The organism is Candidimonas humi (assembly GCF_019166065.1).
GTDB classification, from domain to species: domain Bacteria; phylum Pseudomonadota; class Gammaproteobacteria; order Burkholderiales; family Burkholderiaceae_B; genus Candidimonas; species Candidimonas humi.
Window position 1 is genome coordinate 371,928 of record NZ_JAHTBN010000004.1, and the last position, 18,463, is coordinate 390,390.

The 18,463-nt window shown below is 60.8% G+C and carries 16 protein-coding genes, 1 tRNA gene and 1 pseudogene; 1 reads left to right on the forward strand and 17 read right to left on the reverse strand.

Annotation, left to right across the window (positions count from 1 at the left end; translation table 11 throughout):
* Window positions 1-135: 135 nt before the first annotated feature.
* The gene (locus tag KVP10_RS12320; protein WP_217964882.1) at window positions 136-1,062 is read right to left on the reverse strand and encodes a c-type cytochrome; all 927 of its coding nucleotides are present in this window, start codon (window positions 1,060-1,062) and stop codon (window positions 136-138) included.
* Window positions 1,063-1,317: 255 nt separating this feature from the next.
* Here KVP10_RS12320 and KVP10_RS12325 point away from each other — a divergent pair.
* Window positions 1,318-1,392 (forward strand) — tRNA-Arg (locus KVP10_RS12325).
* Window positions 1,393-1,953: 561 nt separating this feature from the next.
* Here KVP10_RS12325 and KVP10_RS21600 read toward each other — a convergent pair.
* The 16 genes and pseudogenes from KVP10_RS21600 to KVP10_RS12410 all read right to left on the reverse strand — a co-directional run.
* Window positions 1,954-2,973 (reverse strand): annotated as a pseudogene (locus KVP10_RS21600) (recombinase family protein); the annotation flags it as partial.
* Between the two features lie 2 nt (window positions 2,974-2,975).
* Window positions 2,976-3,176: a hypothetical protein gene (locus KVP10_RS12340; protein WP_217964883.1), complete on the reverse strand. Its 201-nt coding sequence runs from the start codon at window positions 3,174-3,176 to the stop codon at window positions 2,976-2,978.
* Window positions 3,177-3,325: 149 nt separating this feature from the next.
* Window positions 3,326-4,021, reverse strand: a complete 696-nt coding sequence (locus KVP10_RS12345) for a hypothetical protein (protein WP_217964884.1) — start codon at window positions 4,019-4,021, stop codon at window positions 3,326-3,328.
* A gap of 1,536 nt (window positions 4,022-5,557) precedes the next feature.
* On the reverse strand, window positions 5,558-5,917 hold the full coding sequence (locus KVP10_RS12350) for a J domain-containing protein (protein ID WP_217964885.1): 360 nt from the start codon (window positions 5,915-5,917) through the stop codon (window positions 5,558-5,560).
* The gene (locus KVP10_RS12355) at window positions 5,917-6,633 is read right to left on the reverse strand and encodes a hypothetical protein (protein WP_217964886.1); all 717 of its coding nucleotides are present in this window, start codon (window positions 6,631-6,633) and stop codon (window positions 5,917-5,919) included. Before KVP10_RS12355 ends, KVP10_RS12350 begins: the two co-directional genes overlap by 1 nt.
* A complete protein-coding gene (locus KVP10_RS12360) occupies window positions 6,633-7,466 on the reverse strand; it encodes a DUF2167 domain-containing protein (RefSeq protein WP_217964887.1) in 834 nt (277 codons plus the stop codon). The genes KVP10_RS12355 and KVP10_RS12360 overlap by 1 nt, the downstream gene beginning before the upstream one ends.
* A 637-nt stretch (window positions 7,467-8,103) precedes the next feature.
* Window positions 8,104-9,063, reverse strand: a complete 960-nt coding sequence (locus KVP10_RS12365; protein ID WP_217964888.1) for a Bug family tripartite tricarboxylate transporter substrate binding protein — start codon at window positions 9,061-9,063, stop codon at window positions 8,104-8,106.
* Between the two features lie 31 nt (window positions 9,064-9,094).
* A complete protein-coding gene (locus tag KVP10_RS12370; RefSeq protein ID WP_217964889.1) occupies window positions 9,095-10,063 on the reverse strand; it encodes a Bug family tripartite tricarboxylate transporter substrate binding protein in 969 nt (322 codons plus the stop codon).
* A 62-nt stretch (window positions 10,064-10,125) separates the two neighbouring features.
* Window positions 10,126-11,031: an NAD(P)-dependent oxidoreductase gene (locus KVP10_RS12375; RefSeq protein WP_217964890.1), complete on the reverse strand. Its 906-nt coding sequence runs from the start codon at window positions 11,029-11,031 to the stop codon at window positions 10,126-10,128.
* Window positions 11,032-11,075: 44 nt separating this feature from the next.
* A complete protein-coding gene (locus KVP10_RS12380) occupies window positions 11,076-12,017 on the reverse strand; it encodes a Bug family tripartite tricarboxylate transporter substrate binding protein (protein WP_217964891.1) in 942 nt (313 codons plus the stop codon).
* Between the two features lie 101 nt (window positions 12,018-12,118).
* Window positions 12,119-13,573, reverse strand: a complete 1,455-nt coding sequence (locus tag KVP10_RS12385; RefSeq protein ID WP_246600639.1) for an aldehyde dehydrogenase — start codon at window positions 13,571-13,573, stop codon at window positions 12,119-12,121.
* Between the two features lie 136 nt (window positions 13,574-13,709).
* Window positions 13,710-15,116 (reverse strand): MmgE/PrpD family protein, encoded by a 1,407-nt coding sequence (locus KVP10_RS12390; protein ID WP_217964892.1) that lies wholly within the window; start codon window positions 15,114-15,116, stop codon window positions 13,710-13,712.
* A gap of 28 nt (window positions 15,117-15,144) precedes the next feature.
* On the reverse strand, window positions 15,145-15,966 hold the full coding sequence (locus KVP10_RS12395; RefSeq protein WP_217964893.1) for an N-acyl homoserine lactonase family protein: 822 nt from the start codon (window positions 15,964-15,966) through the stop codon (window positions 15,145-15,147).
* A gap of 21 nt (window positions 15,967-15,987) precedes the next feature.
* On the reverse strand, window positions 15,988-16,701 hold the full coding sequence (locus KVP10_RS12400) for an ABC transporter ATP-binding protein (protein WP_217964894.1): 714 nt from the start codon (window positions 16,699-16,701) through the stop codon (window positions 15,988-15,990).
* Window positions 16,688-17,467, reverse strand: coding sequence for an ABC transporter ATP-binding protein (locus KVP10_RS12405; RefSeq protein ID WP_217964895.1), 780 nt, complete (start codon window positions 17,465-17,467; stop codon window positions 16,688-16,690). The genes KVP10_RS12400 and KVP10_RS12405 overlap by 14 nt, the downstream gene beginning before the upstream one ends.
* Window positions 17,464-18,462 carry a branched-chain amino acid ABC transporter permease gene (locus KVP10_RS12410; protein WP_217964896.1) on the reverse strand — a complete coding sequence of 333 codons (999 nt, stop codon included), beginning with the start codon at window positions 18,460-18,462 and terminating at the stop codon, window positions 17,464-17,466. Before KVP10_RS12410 ends, KVP10_RS12405 begins: the two co-directional genes overlap by 4 nt.
* Window position 18,463 lies beyond the last annotated feature (1 nt).

Consider the following 18,463-nt stretch of genomic DNA (forward strand, 5'->3'; position numbering starts at 1 on the left):
TGTGATGATGTGATCGCGGCGCCGGGCTCCAGGCTGGGGCCGAAAGCAAAGAGCCATAACAAAGAGCCGACATGCATCGCATGTCGGCTCTTTGTTTCTTCTGCCATGCGGCCTTGCCGCGCGGACAGGACCGGATTACTTGGCGGCTTGCACCATGTAGGAGACGGCATCGCGCATTTGCGCATCGGTGGCTTGCGAGCCGCCGCGGGGAGGCATGGGGCCCACGCCGTGTATGGCGTTTTGCACCATGGTGTCGAGGCCGGTCTTGATGAACGGCGCCCAGGAGGCCTTGTCGCCATACTTGGGGGCGCCCATGACACCGGCCGCGTGGCAGGCGAAGCACACCGACTTGTAGAGTTTTTCGCCTTCGGCGAGATCGACCTTTTCTGCCGCGGCGGGAGCAGCGGCGGCGGCCTTGGGCTGTGCCGCCGGGGCTTGCGGAGCGGCAGCAGCCGGGGCGGGCGCAGGCGCTGCGGCCGGTGCCGCGGCGGCTACTGCGGGAGCGGCGGCCTGGGCGGCTGCGGCGGGCTTGGCAGGGGCCGGAGCAGGCGGTTCCTTGAACGAGGCGCCCGACTTGTTGGCCATGTAGGCCACGGCGCGCGCTACTTCATAGTCGCTCAGCGAGGGGTTGCCGCCCTTGGGCGGCATGGCCTTGATGCCGTGGATGGCATTCTTGATCATTTCCTCGTAGCCGGTCTTGATGAACGGGGCCCAGGCATCGTGATTGCCGATCTTGGGGGCGCCGGCCACGCCGGCCGTATGGCACGCGGTACAGGTGGATTCGAATACTTGCTGGCCGGTCTTGTAGACCTTGGGAGCGTTGGCGTCGACCAGGTCCAGGCTTGCCACGGGCTTGATGCGGGCCTCGATGGCCTTGGGCTGCAGGGCGTCGGAGCCCGCGCCGGTCTGTTCGCCGGCGGCTACCAGGTGGGCCAGCATGATGAGCACGACGATGGGAATCAGGAACGCCAGAATGACGGTGATGAGGAGCTGTTTGGGGGTCTTGATGAGGCCCTCGCTTTCCTCTGCGTGTTCGTCGACGTGCTCTTCAGTGTTGTTCATGATGAATCCTGCGTGTACGTGATTCCTGGGCTTGTTGTTGCGCCCGAGTATTTTTTGTCAAGGTTTGAAGACAGAAGGCCAGCACCGTCTAGATGTGCTTGTTCACCACCCAAAGCTGCGATTATACCGAGACTGCCGTTACAGTGCAGATTACCCGCGCCGCCTGCGCGGCGGACGTGCCGCGGGGCCCGCCGGGCGCATGCCGGCCGGGCCCGCCCGTACGCCCTTCGTAAACACGCTACAATAGCGACCCCTGCGCCCGTAGTTCAATGGATAGAATGAGAGTTTCCGAAGCTCTTGATACAGGTTCGATTCCTGTCGGGCGCGCCAATCACGTATGAGGCTGGGCACTTGTATCCCAGCTTCAGCTTGTAGCCCGGATATGGTGGCCTCCAGCGCCGCTGCGCTGCCAGATAGTTCCGCCACGCCTGGCCTGACCCGGATTTCCGTCACTAGCATCCGCAACAGTTGCTTGCTAAAGCCCAGTTCCGGGTTCAGCAGCATCTCGCGCATCCGGGCGCAGACATACTCCACCTGCTTCGGTGATACCCGCTTGGGCGATGGTAGTTCCCGCTTGGCCAGCGCTATCTCTTGTAGGATGCGTTCACGCTCGTCCTTCAGGCGATTGACGCGGCTTTGCAGCATAGAGTCCAGCGACAGAATACCCTCTTCGACGCCTTTATAGAGATTGTTTAGGCCGTCGTCGGCCTTCTTCCGTGCTTTCTCCAGCTGCTGCACCGTGCCCTCCGTGGCGCTGGCTTTCCTGGCCTGCTTTGTCAGCCAAATTTTCAGGATAGCTGTTACACGCTGCGGGGTCAGTACCTTATCCACCAGGTGGCTCAGGACAAGTTTGTCCATCTGGCTCAGCGGCAAGTTGGGCGTGGTGCAATCGGCGGCCTTGACCATTTTGTGGGTACATTTGTAGTACCGGTACTTGCCACCCTTGCCGCTGGCTTGCGTCATGCTGATATTGCAGCCATCGCACTTGATGAGTCCGGCCAGCAAGGTCGGACTGGTGACGTGCTGCGCCGTGCCACCCTTCTTGTGTGGATCTCGGGCTTCACGGATACGGCGGGCGGCGTCGAACGTGGCTTCGTCCACGATGGGGGCAACCGGCGTGCGAATCCACTCGCTTTCTGGACGAAGCTGCCCGGTACGGGAATCCCGCATGTTGAAGCGAAACTCGCCCCTGTAAGTATCGTCGGCCAGCACGGCATTCAGTTTCTGGATCTGCCAGGGGCGTCCACGCATGAGTATTCCAGCCTCGTTCAGGTGTTTGACGATAGTTTTCAGGCCCATCGGGTTGCCCTCTTGCCCGTGAAGATACAGGTCATAGATTTTCTTGACGACCAGGGCTTCGCGCTCGTCGATTTCAAGGCGCCTACGTTTGCGGCCCTTATGCCCCACCACCTCTGTTTCCACAGCCTTATAGCCGAAAGGTGGGCGCGAGCCATTGAAGAAGCCCCGGCGGGCGTTCTCTCGCATGGCGCGGCTCGTGTGTTTACTGTTCTCGGCGGAGTTCTGTTGGTCGGCAAATGTCAGGATATACCGTACCAGCTCGCCTTCGGGGTTGTCCCCAGTCGGCTGGGTTATCGAGATGACGCGAGTGCCCGCTCTTTCGAGCTTGAGGTCGTAGAAAACGTAGAGACGAGCGTTGCGGAAGAACCGGGAGTGCGAGTGCACGATGATGGCTTCGTAGGGATATGGCTTTGTGGTTGCCGCGTCCATCATCTTCTGGAATACGGGGCGCCGGTCATCTGTGCCTGAGGCGCCCGGTTCCACGTATTCGGCAACCACGGTGTGGCCGTTTTCCCGGCACCACGCTCTCATCTGCGTCAGTTGATCTGGGATGGACAAGTCAGCCTCGGCCTGCCGCACGGTGCTGACCCGTGCATACAACGCAACATTCATACTCACTTCTCCCACTGGTCAAACGGTGAATCCCGCAGTAGGGTATCGAGCATATCGAAGCCCAACTGCTCCAAATCTGAACCACATAGATTGCCAGGCTCATGGTAGTTCACGGTAATCATTGCATAAGCCTTACCCAAAGGCATCAAAAAACGCTCGACCGTCAAGGTCGATGGGGTGTTTGAATATGGAGTCGAGGACATCGACGCGCTCCCATTGGAGCGCCGGGGTGGTGGAAAATTAGTTGTGTCCTCGATACTTTTTGCTAGTGCCTCACTCCACCGAGCCTAGGCGCGGTTGCGGCCTGATATCGGGCCGTTAATGGTATAGGAAAAAGTGCGTAAAAAGCGCGTTACACGCCGGGCAGGATCAGCCGTTCTCCATGGCTGATCTTGGGGAGGTAGTACAGGGTTGGTAGTTCGCCCGCGTAGCCCTTGGATCGGGCGAATTGGCACAGTCGCCAGGACTGCTCCCGGACTCCGTGAAAGCCTGGCTGGCGGGCGATCCGGGCCAAGGTCTGGCCTACGGCGTTGTGGAGGCGCAAATTGATCTGTCGGGCGAGTAGGTTGTGCAGGTCTTCCATTTCGGCCTTGGTTCGCCGCCAGGTCCATGCTGTCCGACCACGTTCGGGGCGTTTGACCAATTCGTAGCCTAGCCAGACGAGGCGGCCTCGGCCGTCGATCTGGTGCAGGTTCCGAGCCTCGGCTTCCAGTCCGTCACCGTCGGTTGCCAGGATCAGCCAATCTACCCGCGCGGCGGTGGTTCTGGCCGTGGCTTCGGCGTCCGTCTCGACGTCATTCTCGGCCCCTGTCGTGGGCCAGTACATGATGAGTAGGCAATTGGCTTGCCCACGGGCTTTTCTGGTCACTCGCCGAGCCGGCGTGCAGCCAATCTCGTAGAGGCGATGGAATTTGCTTGCTAGGGCAGTGGCTTTGGCTGCTGGGACGGTGCCGACCAAGTAGCGATCGTAGCCCTTGGGAAGGCTATCCAGAACGCGAGCCAGAGCGGCGGATTTGCTGCGGGCGATAGGGGTACTGGCGGTTGCCATGTCGAGTCTCCTGTCGAAGGGGGGTCAACATGTATAGGAACGAGCAAGTCGAGAGCGAGAGTCTCGGCGCGCGAAATGCAGAATGGCGCTGAGTTTGTGGTGTGATTTGGTGAAACCGTGCGGCACATAATGATGTTCCTGCAGAAAACGCTATACGGAACAGGACAGCACTTTGCAGATAGGGCAAGGAGCCGGGCGAAGGTCGCGGCGAATTCGCACGCTAGGTGCCTGCCTAGTGACCCTTGACTGAAACCGCGATGACAAAACGTGGGCCAGGGCCAGGGGTCAGCAGGCAGGCGCCAAACTGCAAACACACACTGGGGGAAACCCCACGCGAAGAATCGCCAATTCTTCGTAGACTGACATAGCTGCATGCCGGGTAACGCTGGCTGGTGCGGTTGTAACGGGCGCTGGAAACGGACACGTTTCCTTCGACCCAATCCCAACGGTGGTAACGCTGAGGGAAGGTGTTGGGCGACACGGACACGGGCGCCGCAGCAATGCGGATCGACCCTGTTCATCGTGAAGCGGTGCAAATCCGCATCGGGGGGCGTTCGGAAACAGAACGGCGCAACCCGATCCCGGCAGGTGGGCTGATGAGGCGTCAGAAATGGCGCAGGGGCACGAGGGGAAACCTGGACTGCTCGGCACTACGCGGAAATGCGTAGGTCTCTGGATAGCTTAAGCCTGTAATTGCCTGTGTGAGTCAGGCATCTGGGTCAAGAACCTTGGATACGCGCTAGATGGCGTGATGAGTGGCAGAAGAGTTCTGGCCGGTAAGCCAATCTATGGAACATCGTAGGCCGAAAGGGGCAATGCCCTGAAGCGTATGCGATGCTAGGACTTGGACATTCCGTATCCGAAATCGTGGGTCTGACGCGATGAAATAACGTGGGAACCGCTGACGGCTCTTGCTCTGGGTGGCACTGGAGAAGATGAGCGCAAGCGGGGGAGCGGCGGCAAGTAGCGTTTGAGCGACGGGCGAGACCTAATCAGTCAAGGTCGAAGCGAGCCAAAGCTGCCATCAGTCGAAATGTGTGTGATCCTCAGGTCGAAAGGCCTATGGGAAGGAGCTTGGCGGCTCCGTGTAGTGATAGCCGAACCGTATGCTTGGCGGCATGCGGCCCGAACCTCAACCTTGGCGGGTTGGGCAGCGAAATTGGACAGATCAACAGGAGAATAATTCAAACTTTACCCCGGGCAGCATGCTCGTTGCCCGGGGTTTCTCTTTGTGTTGGTAAAAACGTAGTTTGTCTTTCTCAATCGTATCGTTGAAGTTATTCGGCCCGTCCTCGGCCGCCCGAAGTCAGTGGCTTTTTTGTACTTTATTGCAGTTACTGTGTTGCGAAATGGGTTTCTTTCTTCCACTCGGTTAGTCGCTGCTCGGCGGTACTTTTGTTTTTATCGCAAAACATATAAATTGGGTTACTGATGTAGTCAAACTCTTTCTCCATGATGCCGCCTAGCATCATGCAAAAACTACCATATGAACCGGCTATGCGGTTTACCGTCTTGACCACGCCAGTTCTTAGGTTTTCATTGCCCTCTTTCTTTCAACCCCTCCTGATACGCCATATTGATCGCTTTGGATTTTTCCTCCGCTAACTTCCGTAGTTCTTCGCCAAGGCTATTCACCTTGTCCGGGTGATATTGCTGGATTTGCTGCTTATAGGCAATTTGTATCTGCTCTATTGGCGCATTGCGGTCGATCTTGAGAATTTCCCACCATTGTTCTTGCTTGTTGGTATTTGGCGGCGGTTCGTTGGGCTTGGAGTTGTTTTCCGTTTTGTCGCTGGCGGTTTGTTGTGGCTTGTCTTTTGAACCCATGACTTTTGACATAGCCCAATAGCCAACAAACAGGCAGATCACAACGATAACAATTTCATAACCAGACATTATTTGTTCATCCCTAAAAGCTGCTCTTTTGATTGATTCAGTCGAGCAATCTTGTCTTCCGCGTCCGTTTCTTCTATTTCGCCGTCAATGTACGCAATAAGATCATTCCGCAATTCTTCCCATTGCTCTTGCTCCAAAAGCTGAAAGGCCGATTGAGCAAAATTGTCTTGCATTGGCCTTAATAGTGATAATTTGCGAACGATGTTCATGGCAAGCGGCGGGCAAAACAGACATTCAAGAAATACAGAGAGGGCTTTCTTGTTACTCAAGCCTAATGGCTTGCGATAGAGGTAAAGGCCGACGCCGACAACGATGGAAAAATAATAGATAAGGACAAGGCACCATAACAAATCCTTATCTAAGCCGGAGAGATAGTAAACGGCTGGCGTAATGACGAAAAGGGAGAGGGCCATGCCGTAGGCCGGAAAGATAAACCATAAATACAGCGGTTTTTCTGAGTCCCAATCAAATGATGGTGCTTGCGCGATGTCTTCCGGGTTCCACGATAATTTGTAGATGGGTTTGTATGGAAGCAGAAGATTCGGGATATATAGCCTTTTGCCCATTAAGAGTAATCCATTCTTATCGATGGTGGCCGTGTATCGTTTTCTATGTTTTGTGATTACTCCCTCATTGGAAAAGAGTAATTGGCACGAATCATAGATGTAAAAAAGCACAACCGCCATAAGCAGTTGTGCTTCTGTTGAAATCAGCATCAGCTTTTCTTTTTGAAAATGCGAGTGATGCCTGCCAAGCCCGCAATCACGACACCGACAATCAACTTCCAGAAAGCGGCAACGGCCCCAACTAACATTGCCCAAAATCCCTTCTTGGTGGCAACGGCAGCAGCGCCGCCTAGAATAAGGGCTGCAAGGCCGTATTCGGCAACCTTGTCCCCCTTCTTGAACTCCGTATAGGCCTGGCCGGGATTGTAGGTAAAGCCGGAAAGGGTTTGCTTAAACTCCCGTATATCTTGATCTAGCGTATCCGGGTCTGCAACGAGAATCACACTCATGACACCAGTGCGGCCAAGAATGCGGCTGGTGTAGTTTACGTTCTTCATTCCATCGGCGGAATGTAATTGCGTACCCCATTCAAGCCTTTTTGTTTGAATGTCATAGTGCGGAGAACTGGCCCAGCCATCGGTATAAATGGCTGGCATATTCAATCGCTTTCGTTCTTCGTTGTTTGAAATATCGCTTTCTTTCAGTTTTTTCAATAACTCGTCGGGGTCGATTTTTTCATCGTCTTTTATATATCCCGTTGGTGCGAATTGAAAGATGGCAAACCATTGAAGCGTGTTCGGGGCGATCGTGTAATTATTATCTTGTGGCGGGTTGCCGTTTAACTCTAGGAATTTACGCGTATTTGGCCCGTCCAAAAAGACATAGCCTTTCGGGATGGAGATAGTCGCGTTCGCTCCTACCACGCCCTTGGATGGTCCATCTTGCCAAGCGAGTTTTGCTAACTCTTGCTGTATTTGATTGGGCTGCTGTTGAGCTATAGCCAATAATGGGAGGAAAAGCAGGATAGCTAAAAGTCGCTTCATGGCGTGGGCGATCCGAAATTGTATGAGCAGGTGTTCCCGCTGATCGTGCAGAAGGGGAAAGACCCCCACATTTTACTATAGGGGCTACACTTTGAAACCACTTGTAAGGGTTATCAGGGAAGTGGAGGGGCCGCGATAGGGCTACTGGCCTATGTTCGGATGTCGTGGGTAGCGTGTGGGGGCTGTTGGGGCCAAGCCTGTACGTAGCGTCCGTTGCTTTACCATGCCGTTGACCTGCGGCACGATGTTTTTCATGGCCGTGTCGAAGGCTACGTTCTCCCGTAGACCATCGCCGAGGTAAAGCGAGCGTAACGCTCCCGTATTGCTGGATCCGATAATAGTCAGTTCAAGCCTAGCGAGAGGGATTGAGCTGCATCTTGATGTATCTGTAGAGCGGAATGCACTCCACCCAGTGCCCATCCTCATCGTGGGGGGCGCGCCATGAAATCAAGCATTTAGCGGCTCTTCCCCATTTTCTGGGGATCAGGGCCGTTCATCACACTCGGTTAATCACCCCGTTCCAACCGCACTGGGCCTGTCCTCTTTCGAGGAAAGGGGCATACACGGTCTCGCCCCTCATCGGAATGGATGTCGATCGAGTACGGCGGGTGATGCCATTCCCGCCGTGTCGAACCGATCATTGCGGATGTATATCCGCCGCCTTCACCATCTGGGCCCATTTCCGGGTTTCGCTCTGGCCGAACTCGGCCAATTCCTTCGGGCCCGCCGGGTAGGGAATCAGGCCGGCATGCGCCAGGTGGGCTTTGTAGTCCGCATTGTCCATGCCCTTGAGCAGCGCCTTGGCCAGGGTGTCGATGACGGGCTTGGGCGTCTTTGCCGGCACATATACCCCGTACCATCCGAGCAGGCTATAGCCTTTGACCGTCTTGCCCAGCGGCGGGACACCCGGGAACTGCGGCAGCGGGTCTTCGCTGGTCACGGCCAGTGCACGCAGCTTGCCGGAAGCGATCTGGGGCGCGGCGTTGGTCGTATCGATGATGCCGAAATCCAGGCGGTTGCCCAGCATGTCGATCACCATCTGGGGGACTCCGGTGTAGGGGACGGCCGCCGTATCCATCTTGAGTTCGTGCGTCATCATGGCCGCCGCTCCCCGATTGGCGGCGTTGGCGTAGCCCCAGTTCAGCTTGCCCGGATGTTTGTGGGCGTAGTCGACCAGTTCGCCCACCGTCTTGATGCCCAGGTCGGCCCTGGCCACCAATATGAACGGCACCGCGCCGATGCGGGCGACGGGCTGCAGGTCGGTCAAGGGCTTGTATGGGATTTGCTTGAGCAGGAAGGGCACCGCGGCTATCGATGTAGTGCTGCCGATCAGCAAGGTATAGCCGTCGGGGCGGGCGTGGGCCACCTGGGAACCGCCGATGGTGGCCTGGGCGCCGGGGCGGTTTTCGACGACGAAGGATTGATGCAGCTCCGTGCCCAGGACCCGCGCCACTTCGCGGCCGATGATGTCGGTCGAAGAGCCGGCGGAGAAGGGAACGACGATCTTTACCGGGCCCGAGGGGTAGGTTTCGCCGTGGGCGGTCAGGGAAATAGATAGCGTTGCCGCAAGTACGCCGAGCAATGCTTTCGTGCGCATATTGAGTCTCCTGTTTTTAGGCTGGGGTTGTTTATTTCCCTGGTTTCAATATCTTGTGCCATTCCTGCGTCTGCTTGACGATGAGGCGGCCGACTTCCTTGGGCGGCTCTCCGCCAGGATTGCCGCTGATGGTCTTCAAGGCTTTTTGCATGTCGGGAGACTTCAGCGCGGTAAGCACGGCCTGGTAGAGCTTGGCCTGGACGGGGGCCGGCGTGCCGGCGGGCACCATCAGTGCATACCAGGTTTCGAAGGTGTAGTCGGGCAGCTTGGCCGCGTCCTTGATGGTCGGCAGGCCCGGAAAATACGGGCTGGGCTTGGCGCCGCTGACGGCCAGGGCTTTTACGCTATGGGCCTGTACCGGCGCCACTGCGATGCCGGCCGGCGGCATGCCGACTTGTATCCGGCCCCCTATCAGGTCGGTCATCATGGGGTTGTCGCCTTTGTAGGGCACGTGTTCCATCTTGATGCCGGCGCGGCGGTTGAAGAGCTCCATCGACATGTGGTCGGTGCTGCCTATGCCGGCCGAGCCGAAGTTGAGCTGGTTGGGGTGCGCCTTGGCATATTTGATCAGGTCCGCCACGGAATTCACGGGCAGCTTGGGGTTGACCATGAGGACATGCGGCAGCGAGGCTACCAGCGTGATCGGGGAGAAGTCCTTGATGAAGTCGTAGGGCAGCGAGTCGTGGATGGACGGGGCGATGGTGTGGGCGGTGGTGGCCAGGAAAAGCGTATGGCCGTCCGGCTTGGCGCGCGCCACATAGGCCGCGCCCACGGTGCCCCCCGCGCCGCCGCGGTTGTCGACGACGATGCTGTGATTCAGCGCCTTGCCCATTTGCATGGCCAGCAAGCGACCGATCATGTCGGTCGTGCCGCCGGGCGGGAAAGGAACGACTAGAGTGATGGGGTGATCTCCAGGCCATGCGGCCGCCTGGGCGGCGACTCCATGGAACAGGCTCAGTCCGAAACAAAGGCAGGCTGCCAGCGTGCGTGTGAACTTCATGTTTGTCTCTCTTTATATGAGTGTTGGGGGTGTCCTGGCCCGCCGTGCGGTGGCGGACGCCGTCAAGCCTCGAGGCTTGCGGCGTCGACCTTGGCGCGGCCGTCGATCAACTGTATGACCGCCGGGTGGTAGTTCTGCACGAAGCCGGCGTCGCGGGTCTTGCACAGCATGTCGTAGGCATATTGCGCAATGCGGGGCTGGAATCCGCCCTCGCTGGCCAGGGAAAGTGCCAGGGCCGCGTCCTTGATCGCATAGACCGTGGGGAAGACTTTTTCGGGAAATTGGTCTTTCGCCAAGGACTTCATCCCATGGTTGCGCAACACGAAGCTGTCGGCCGATCCCTGGGACAGGAGCTGCAGCAGTTTTTCCGCGTCCATGCCGGCGCGGCGCCCTATGGTGATGACCTCGGACAGCGCGTCGACCGTCATGAAGACCATGATGTTGTTCAGGATCTTCAGCATCTGGCCGTTGCCCAGTTCGCCGCAATGCATCACGTCCGAACCCATGCAGCCGAGCAGCGGCTTGAGTTCCGCGAAGTCGGCCTCGGAGCCGCCCACGGTAATGAGCAGCGTGCCCTTGCGGGCGGCTTCCGCCGTGCGGGCCACCGGGGCGTCCACGTAGCCGACGCCGGCGGCATTGACTTCCTGCGCCAGCTTGCGTGTGCGCGCCACGTCGCTGGTGCTCATGTCCACGATTATCGACGGCTTATGCGGCGCCGCCAGCAATTCGCGGACGACTTCCTCGACTTGCGCGATGGAGGGCAGGGAAAGGAAGACCACGTCGGCTTTTTCGGCTACCGCCTGTGCCGATTTCTCGGCAATCCCTCCGGCTTGCGCGACGCGTGCCGCGGCTTCGGCGTTCATGTCGTAGACGTGCACGGGGTGCCCCGATTTGAGGACCAGGTTCTTGCACATCGGCTCGCCCATTACGCCCAGGCCGACGAACCCCAAGGTGTTGTATTGGCTCATGATCGATACTCCTGTTTATGAATGATTTGCGAGGTCGTGCCGGATCAACTGTCGGCCTTGATGTCGGCTTGCTGGATGATGGCGCGATATTGTTCCAATTGCCTGGCCTGGAATCGGGCGAATTCCGCGGGCGAGGAGCCGATGGGCATGAAGGAAATCGCGCTCATCCTTTTCAATACGGCGGGATTCTGCAGCACTTGGTGTATGGCCTGGTGGAGGCGGTCGACGACCTCATGGGGAGTGTCGGCGGGTGCCCACAGCCCATACCAGCTGGGCATGTCGAAGCCGGGGAAGCCGTTCTCGGCCACGGTGGGCAGGTTGGGCAGTGCAGGCAGCCGCTCGGCACTGGCCACGGCCAGCGCCCGCAGGCGTCCGGACTTGACTTGAGGGTAGGCCGACGCCATGGGCTCGATCATTGCCGTCACCTGGCCGCCCATCACTCCCACCAGCCCGGGGCCGCCGCCCTTGTAGGGAATAACGGGCATATCGACTTTGGCCTGCACGTTCACCATCTCGCAGGCGAAGTGCTCTGCCGCGCCGAAAGCCGCGATGGCCCAGGTGAGCTTGCCCGGATTGCCGCGGGCGGCATTGACCAGGTCGGTGACGGTCTTGTACGGACTGGTGGCGTTCACCACCATGATCTGCGGCAGGGCTCCGATTTCGGTAATGGGCACGAAGTCCTTGATCGGGTCGTAGCGGGCGGACTTCAGCAGGGTCGGATTGGAGACCTGCAGGGACGCATTGAGCAAGACCGTGTAGCCGTCCGGCTTGGCGCGCCTGACGTATTCCGCGCCGATGACGCTATTGGCGCCGCCGCGATTCTCGATGATGACATGCTGGCCCAGTTGCTGCTCGAGCTCGGGGGCGATGTTGCGGGCCACCGTGTCCACCGAGCCGCCGGGCGGAAACGGCACGACCAGGTGTATCGGATAGGCCGGGTAGCCCGGCGTGGCCGCCTGGGCGCCTGCGCCCGCGAGTACGGCCATGCCGGCGATAGCCGCCAGCGTGCGGCGTCTGCCGGGTCGGCACTTGTTTGCCGTAAGGCTATGTTCCATTACGTTGTCTCCTGTGTGCGTGGATTGCAGATTCAAGTCTTGATGGCGAAGGGATCGCGCACTTCGTCGGAATAATCGATCATGATGTTGCGGGTCGTCAGGTATTCGCGCAGGCCCGCGTCGCCGCGTTCGCGGCCGATGCCCGATTCCTTGAACCCGCCGAAAGGCGCCTGGGCCGACAAGGCGCGATATGTATTCACCCAGACGGAACCTGCCTGCATGGCGCGCGACACCCTCATGGCGCGCGACAGATCGCGCGTCCACAGGCCTGCCGCCAGGCCGTAGCGGCTGTCGTTGGCCAGGCGCACAGCTTCTTCTTCCGTGTCGAAAGGAATAATGGCCAGGACCGGCCCGAATATTTCTTCCTGCGCCAGATGGCTGGAATTGTCGACGTCGGTGAAGATGGTCGGCTCTACGAAATAGCCGCTGCCCAGTCCCGGGCCTTGCGCGCGGGCGCCGCCGGCCACCAGCTTCGCACCCTGTGTCTTGGCGTTCTCGATGGCGGCCAGGATGCGGCGGAACTGCGGTTCGTTGGCGACCGTGCCCATCTCGGTGGCGGGATCCAGCGGGTCGCCCAGGCGTATCTGGCCGGCGCGCGCGGCCAGGCGTTTTACGACTTCGTCGAGCACCTTGCGCTGCACCAGCAGGCGCGAGCCCGCCACGCAGGTCTGGCCGGTGGCGCCGAAGATTCCGGCCAACGCGCCGACTGTGGCGCGATCCAGGTCGGCGTCGTCGAAGATGATGTTGGGGGATTTGCCGCCCAGTTCCAGCTTGACCGGCACGAGACGGCGCCCGGCCATGGCTGCGATTTCCCGGCCGACCGCGGGGCTGCCGGTAAAGCTGACCAGCGCCACGCCGGGGTCTTCGACCAGGGCGCGGCCCGTGTCGGCGCCGCCCGTGACCACGTTGAACACTCCGGCCGGGAAGCCGGCTTCTTCCACCAGCGAGGCGAATTCCAGCGTGGAGGCGGAAGCATGCTCGGAAGGCTTGACCACGACGCAATTGCCCGCAGCCAGCGCCGGCGCCAGCTTGTTGGCGAGCAGGGACAGGGGGGAATTCCAGGCGGTGATGAGTGCGGCCACCCCGTATGGTTCGAGAGTCAGGTAATCCAGTATGTTGGCCTGGTCTACCGGGACCTGCTGGCCGAAGAGCTTATCGGCGTAGCCGGCGACATAGCGCAACTGGCGCCCCACCCACAGCATTTGCGGCTTGGTCTCGCGCACGACCTTGCCGTTGTCGGTGGTCTCGATGCGCGACATCCGTTCGGCGTCCCGTTCGATCAGGCCGGCCAGCTTGATCATGAGCGCGGCGCGCTTGACGCCCGGCGTATGGCGCCATTCGCGCTCGAAGGCCTGCTTGGCCGCAGCTACCGCCTTGGCCACGTCTTCCGGGCCGGCCTCGGGAATCTCCGCCCAGACCTCGCCGGTATACGGGTTGGTGCTTGGGAACATGCGCCCCTGGGCGGGCGCAACGCGCTGCCCGTCCATATAGAGTTGGTATTTCTGGATCACTTCTTTCTCCTTCTCGATTTAGCGAATGGCGGCGTGGGGAGCGGCCCCGGATCGAACCGTGCCGCTCGAGGCGGCCCGGCGCGGTTCTGGAGGCGGGCCCGGATGCGTCGTACTAGGCCAGCATGCGTGCGATCTGCCTGACGGGTGTGTCGGCCTGCACCGAAAGCAGCGTGTCCAGGATGGACTGGACGCGCGCTTCGGGCAGAACCAGGCCCGCATTGCCGCGGAACTTGGCCTCGATGTCTTCCAGGGCCAGGGCGCGTTCGCCGCTGCCCAGGTTCATGGGAATATTGCGATGTGCGCTGCCGCCGCCGCTAGTCTTGATGGTGACGGCGCCCGAAAAATACTTGGGGAATGTCGTGTCGGCCTGGACCGCGCAGTCGATCTTGGCCGCCAGGGCGAGAATCGCGGGGTCGGCCAGGCTGTCGTCCTCGAGTTCGAGCAGCGTGAAGCGGCCGCGCAGCAGGCAGGCGGCCACGACGAATTGCACGCTGAACTTGGCTTCATAGTCGGACTTCGGGACGCGCTTGGCATCGGCCGGTTCGGCCACGATAGGCAGGGTGGCGGCCGGCAATTCGCAAACAATGCGCTCGATCCGGGAGATACCGCCTATTTCATCACGCAGTTTCAACGCGGCCTCGGCGCAGCCGTGGATGAAATGGCATACGGGGAAAGGCTTGATGGATGTGTCCAGCAGCGTCCATTCTTGCCCCAGCCCGCGCAACATCGATTCGGCGTCGACACGGTCGGCGTGTTCCTGCATATGCGTGTCGAACAGCGCGAACTTGCCTTCATACGGACGGTCGGGGCCCAGGAAGCCGGCCTGGGCCATGTGGGCTGCGGTGATTCCGGCCAGGGCGCCCCAGCCGGGATGCATGCGCTTGGTCCAGGCGCCGGTCTCGAGAAAGACCTGGACGCCCGAAGCGGTGCTTGCCGCGATGCCTTGCGCGGCGACGATCTGCCCGGCCGTAAGCCCCATCAATTTGCCCGCGACTATGGCCGAACTGAAGTGCGACACGATGCCGGTGGCGTGAAAGCCCGTGTGGTGGAATCCGCCGTTGACTGCGCGTCCGATGCGGATCGCGGTCTCCATGCCGGCCGCATAGGCGGCCAGCAGCTCACCCCAGGTGGCGCCCACGACTTCGCCCACGGCCAGGGCGGCGGGCAGGCAGGCCACGGTGGGATGCACGATGCTGCCGGGATGCGTGTCGTCGAAATCCAGGCCGTGGATCAGGTAGCCATTGGACAAGGCCGCGTCGCGCGGCTGCAGTCGCAGGTCGCCGCCGCCGATCACCGTGGCTTCGCCGGGGGCGCCGGCGGCGCGAAAGCCCGCCAGCCCCGGGGCGGCGAAAGGAAAGTGGCGCGAAGCGATGGCCAGGCCGATGGCGTCCACGATGTGATGCAACGACTTGAGCTTGACCGCCTGGGGCAGGTCCCGAACGTGCAGCTTATGGGCGAATTGCGCCAGCGCCTGAGCCACATTGGCCGAGGGGGCTTGGAGATTGGAGACGATATGCATGAGGTGTTTCGGTTTCTTGGTATCGGGGTCAGGCTGTCTGGGCCGGCATCGGTGCGGGGTCCAGGTGCAGGGAAACGATATCCACGGGCACGTTTTCCACGCGAGGGTAGCGCGTCAGGACGAGAGGGTCGTGGCCGGGAATGAAATGATCGGGCGAGCTGGCGCTCTTGACCAGCCTGGCGTGGCCGGTCAGCATTGCCTCGACGTCCACCACCACCGGAAAGGGAATGCGCCGGGTCAGGTTGGCATAGTAGTGCGCCGCGTCGGAAGCCAGGACCACCCAGCCGCGCGCCGTATTTACGCGCACGGCTTGCAGGCCCTTGGTGTGGCCGCCCACGTGCAGCAGTTCCACACCAGGGGCCAGGGTGTCGTCGCCGTCATGGAAGCAGACACGCTCTTCATAGACGCGGTGTACGAAGTCGCAAACGTCCTCCACGGCGAATGCGCGCCGCAGCGAGGGCTGGCACATGCAGCGCCCGGTCGCGTAGGCCGCTTCCGTGTCCTGGATGTGAAACGTCGCGTTGGGCAGTTTGTCCAGGTTGCCGGCGTGGTCCCAATGCAGATGAGTAATGACCACGTCGCGGATGTCGGCAGGGTCCACGCCCAGGTGGCGCAGGGCGTCGATAGGGCAAAGATCCAGGGGGCGCTTGCGTGCCTGGGCGCTGCGTTCGCCGAAGCCGGTGTCGACCAGGATGGCGGTGTCGCCGTTGCGCACCAGCCAGATGAAGAAATCCATGTCGACGAGGCCGTCATGCTCGTCGCGAAAAATGAAATTTTCCGAGGTATGGCGCTGCATGCGGGCAAAGCGCAGGGCATAGATCTCGTATTCGGGCAGTGGGGTGGTTTGCATGAGCTTTCCTTGCCGCCGGATTCAGGCGCCGAGATAGGATTTACGGACGAAATCGTCGGCCAGCAATTCCTGGCCGGTTCCGCTGAGCACGACCTTGCCTTGCTCCAGCACGTAGGCGTGATGGGAAAGCTGCAGGGCCAGGTTGGCATTCTGTTCGACCAGGATGATGGACAGGCCGCTGTCGCGATTCAGTTGCTGGATGGCGTGCGCGATCTCGGCGATGATCTTGGGCGCCAGGCCCAGCGAAGGCTCGTCGAGCATCAGCAGCCTGGGTTGCGCCATCATCGCGCGGCCTATGGCGACCATCTGTTGTTCCCCGCCGGAAAGCGATCCGGCGAGCTGGGCGCGGCGCTCGGCCACGCGGGGAAACAACGCATAGACCTGGTCCATGGCCCGGTTGCGCAGGCTGGCGTTGCGCACGGTGTGCGCGCCGACCTGCAGGTTCTCGAGCACGGTCATGCGCGGGAAAAGGCGGCGCCCCTCGGGCGACAAGGCGATGCCGTTGGCCACGCGTGCCGAGGCCGGCAGGCGGGTGATGGGTTCGCCGTTCCAGAGGATCTCGCCGCGCGCCATGGGCAGCAGCCCCATCAGGGCTTTCAGGGTCGAGGTCTTGCCTGCGCCGTTGGAGCCGACCAGCGCGACGATCTCGCCCTGGTCGACTTTGAACGAGGCGTCATGGACCGCTTCCAGCGGCCCGTAGCATACGGCGATCTCTCGGGCCTCAAGAGTGTGCATAGTCGGGCGCTCCGAGATAGGCTTCGATGACATCGGGATTGGCCCGGATCTCGTCCGGCGTGCCTTCGGCTATTTTCTTGCCCTGGACCATGACGATGATGCGGTGGCAAAGCTCCATCACGATGGCCATGTGGTGCTCGACGAGCAGCATCGACAGCTTGCGTTGCCCCTGCATCTGGCGCAGCAATCTGCCGAACTCGGCGCATTCTTCGCCGTTCAGGCCTGCGGCGGGTTCGTCCATCAGCAATAGCGCGGGACGGGTGGCGATGCCGATCGCGACGCCGAGCTTTTTCTGGTGGCCATAGGACAGGCCGCCCGCCAAGGTGTCGCGATGAGGGGCCAGGCCGGTAATGTCGAGAATTTCATCGACTTCCTGTCCGATGCGGGCGATGGCCTGCCGCTGCTTCGCGGTGGACAGGCCATGAGTCCAGATCGAGCCTTGAAGGGTGGACAATGCGCCTCGATACAGGTTTTCCGCGACCGTGGCGGCCGGATACACCGATGCCGACTGGAAGGTCCGCGCCAGTCCATGGCGCACTACCTGGCTGGACGCCATGCCCGTGATATTGCGGCCGTGCAGCACGGTCGAGCCTGCGCTGGGGCGCAGGGCCCCGCTGATCAAGTTGAACGCGGTGCTTTTGCCGGCTCCGTTGGGGCCGATGAGGCCGACGATTTCGTTCTCGCCGATCTCGAAGCTCAGGCCCGAGACCGCCTTGAGCCCGCCGAAGTTTTTCCCGAGATTGCGGACTTGCAGGACGGGTTTCATGCGCGGACCTCCTGTTTGCGGCGGCTGCGCGAGGGCAGGCTGGCAAGGCCCAGCGGCAGGAAGCGCAGCATGAGGATGAGCGCGACGCCATAGTAGATGTTCTGGCTTTCGACGGCGCCGCGGAACAGTTCCGGCAAGGGCGTCATGACCATGGCGCCGATCAGCGGCCCGAGCAGGATCTTGCGGCCGCCCACCACCATGATGATGATGAGTGTCACCGACTCGTTCATATTGAAGGATTCGGGGGATATGTAGTTCGTGTAGTGCGCGATGAGCGAGCCGCCCAGGCCCGCTATCGCGCCCGACAGCGTAAGGGCGAAGAGCTGCGTGCCGCGCACGCTGATGCCGCTGGCTTCGGCCAGCTTGGCATTCTCGCCCACCGAGTCTATGGCGTGGCCCGCGGGAGAACGATAGATGGCGCGCAGCAGCAGGAATACGCCCAGGGTAAGCACCAGCGCCAGGCAATAGAAAGACGGCTTGCCGTCGAAGGCGAATCCGAAAATGCTGGCAGGAGGAATGCCCGGGATGCCGTTGGCGCCGCCGGTGACGGAGTCCCATTCCAGGAACACCAGGTACACCAGTTGGCCGAAGGCGAAGGTCAGCAGGACGAAGTACACGCCGGTCAGGCGCAGCATGATGGCGCCCAGCAGCCACGCCACCAGGCCGGCCGACAGTACGGCAACTGCGACGCCCAGTATGAAGGGCAGGTTCAGGCCCAGTGTCATCAGCACCGACATGTAGGCGCCGATGCCCACGAAGGCGCCTTGGCACAGCGAGATCTGGCCGCTGCGCGCCAGCAGCGAGAGGCCGCTGACAATGATGGCATTGATGCAGACCATGATGGCCAGGTGGGTCAGGAATGCATTGCGCACCAGCAGCGGCAGAACGGCGATGGCGAGCAGTATCGCGCCGCCCAGCCATGCGCCGGCATTGATTCCCGCCGGGGGCCGGCTTTGCACGGGCACGGGAGGGGCCATGGTTTTTCCGTCGTTCATG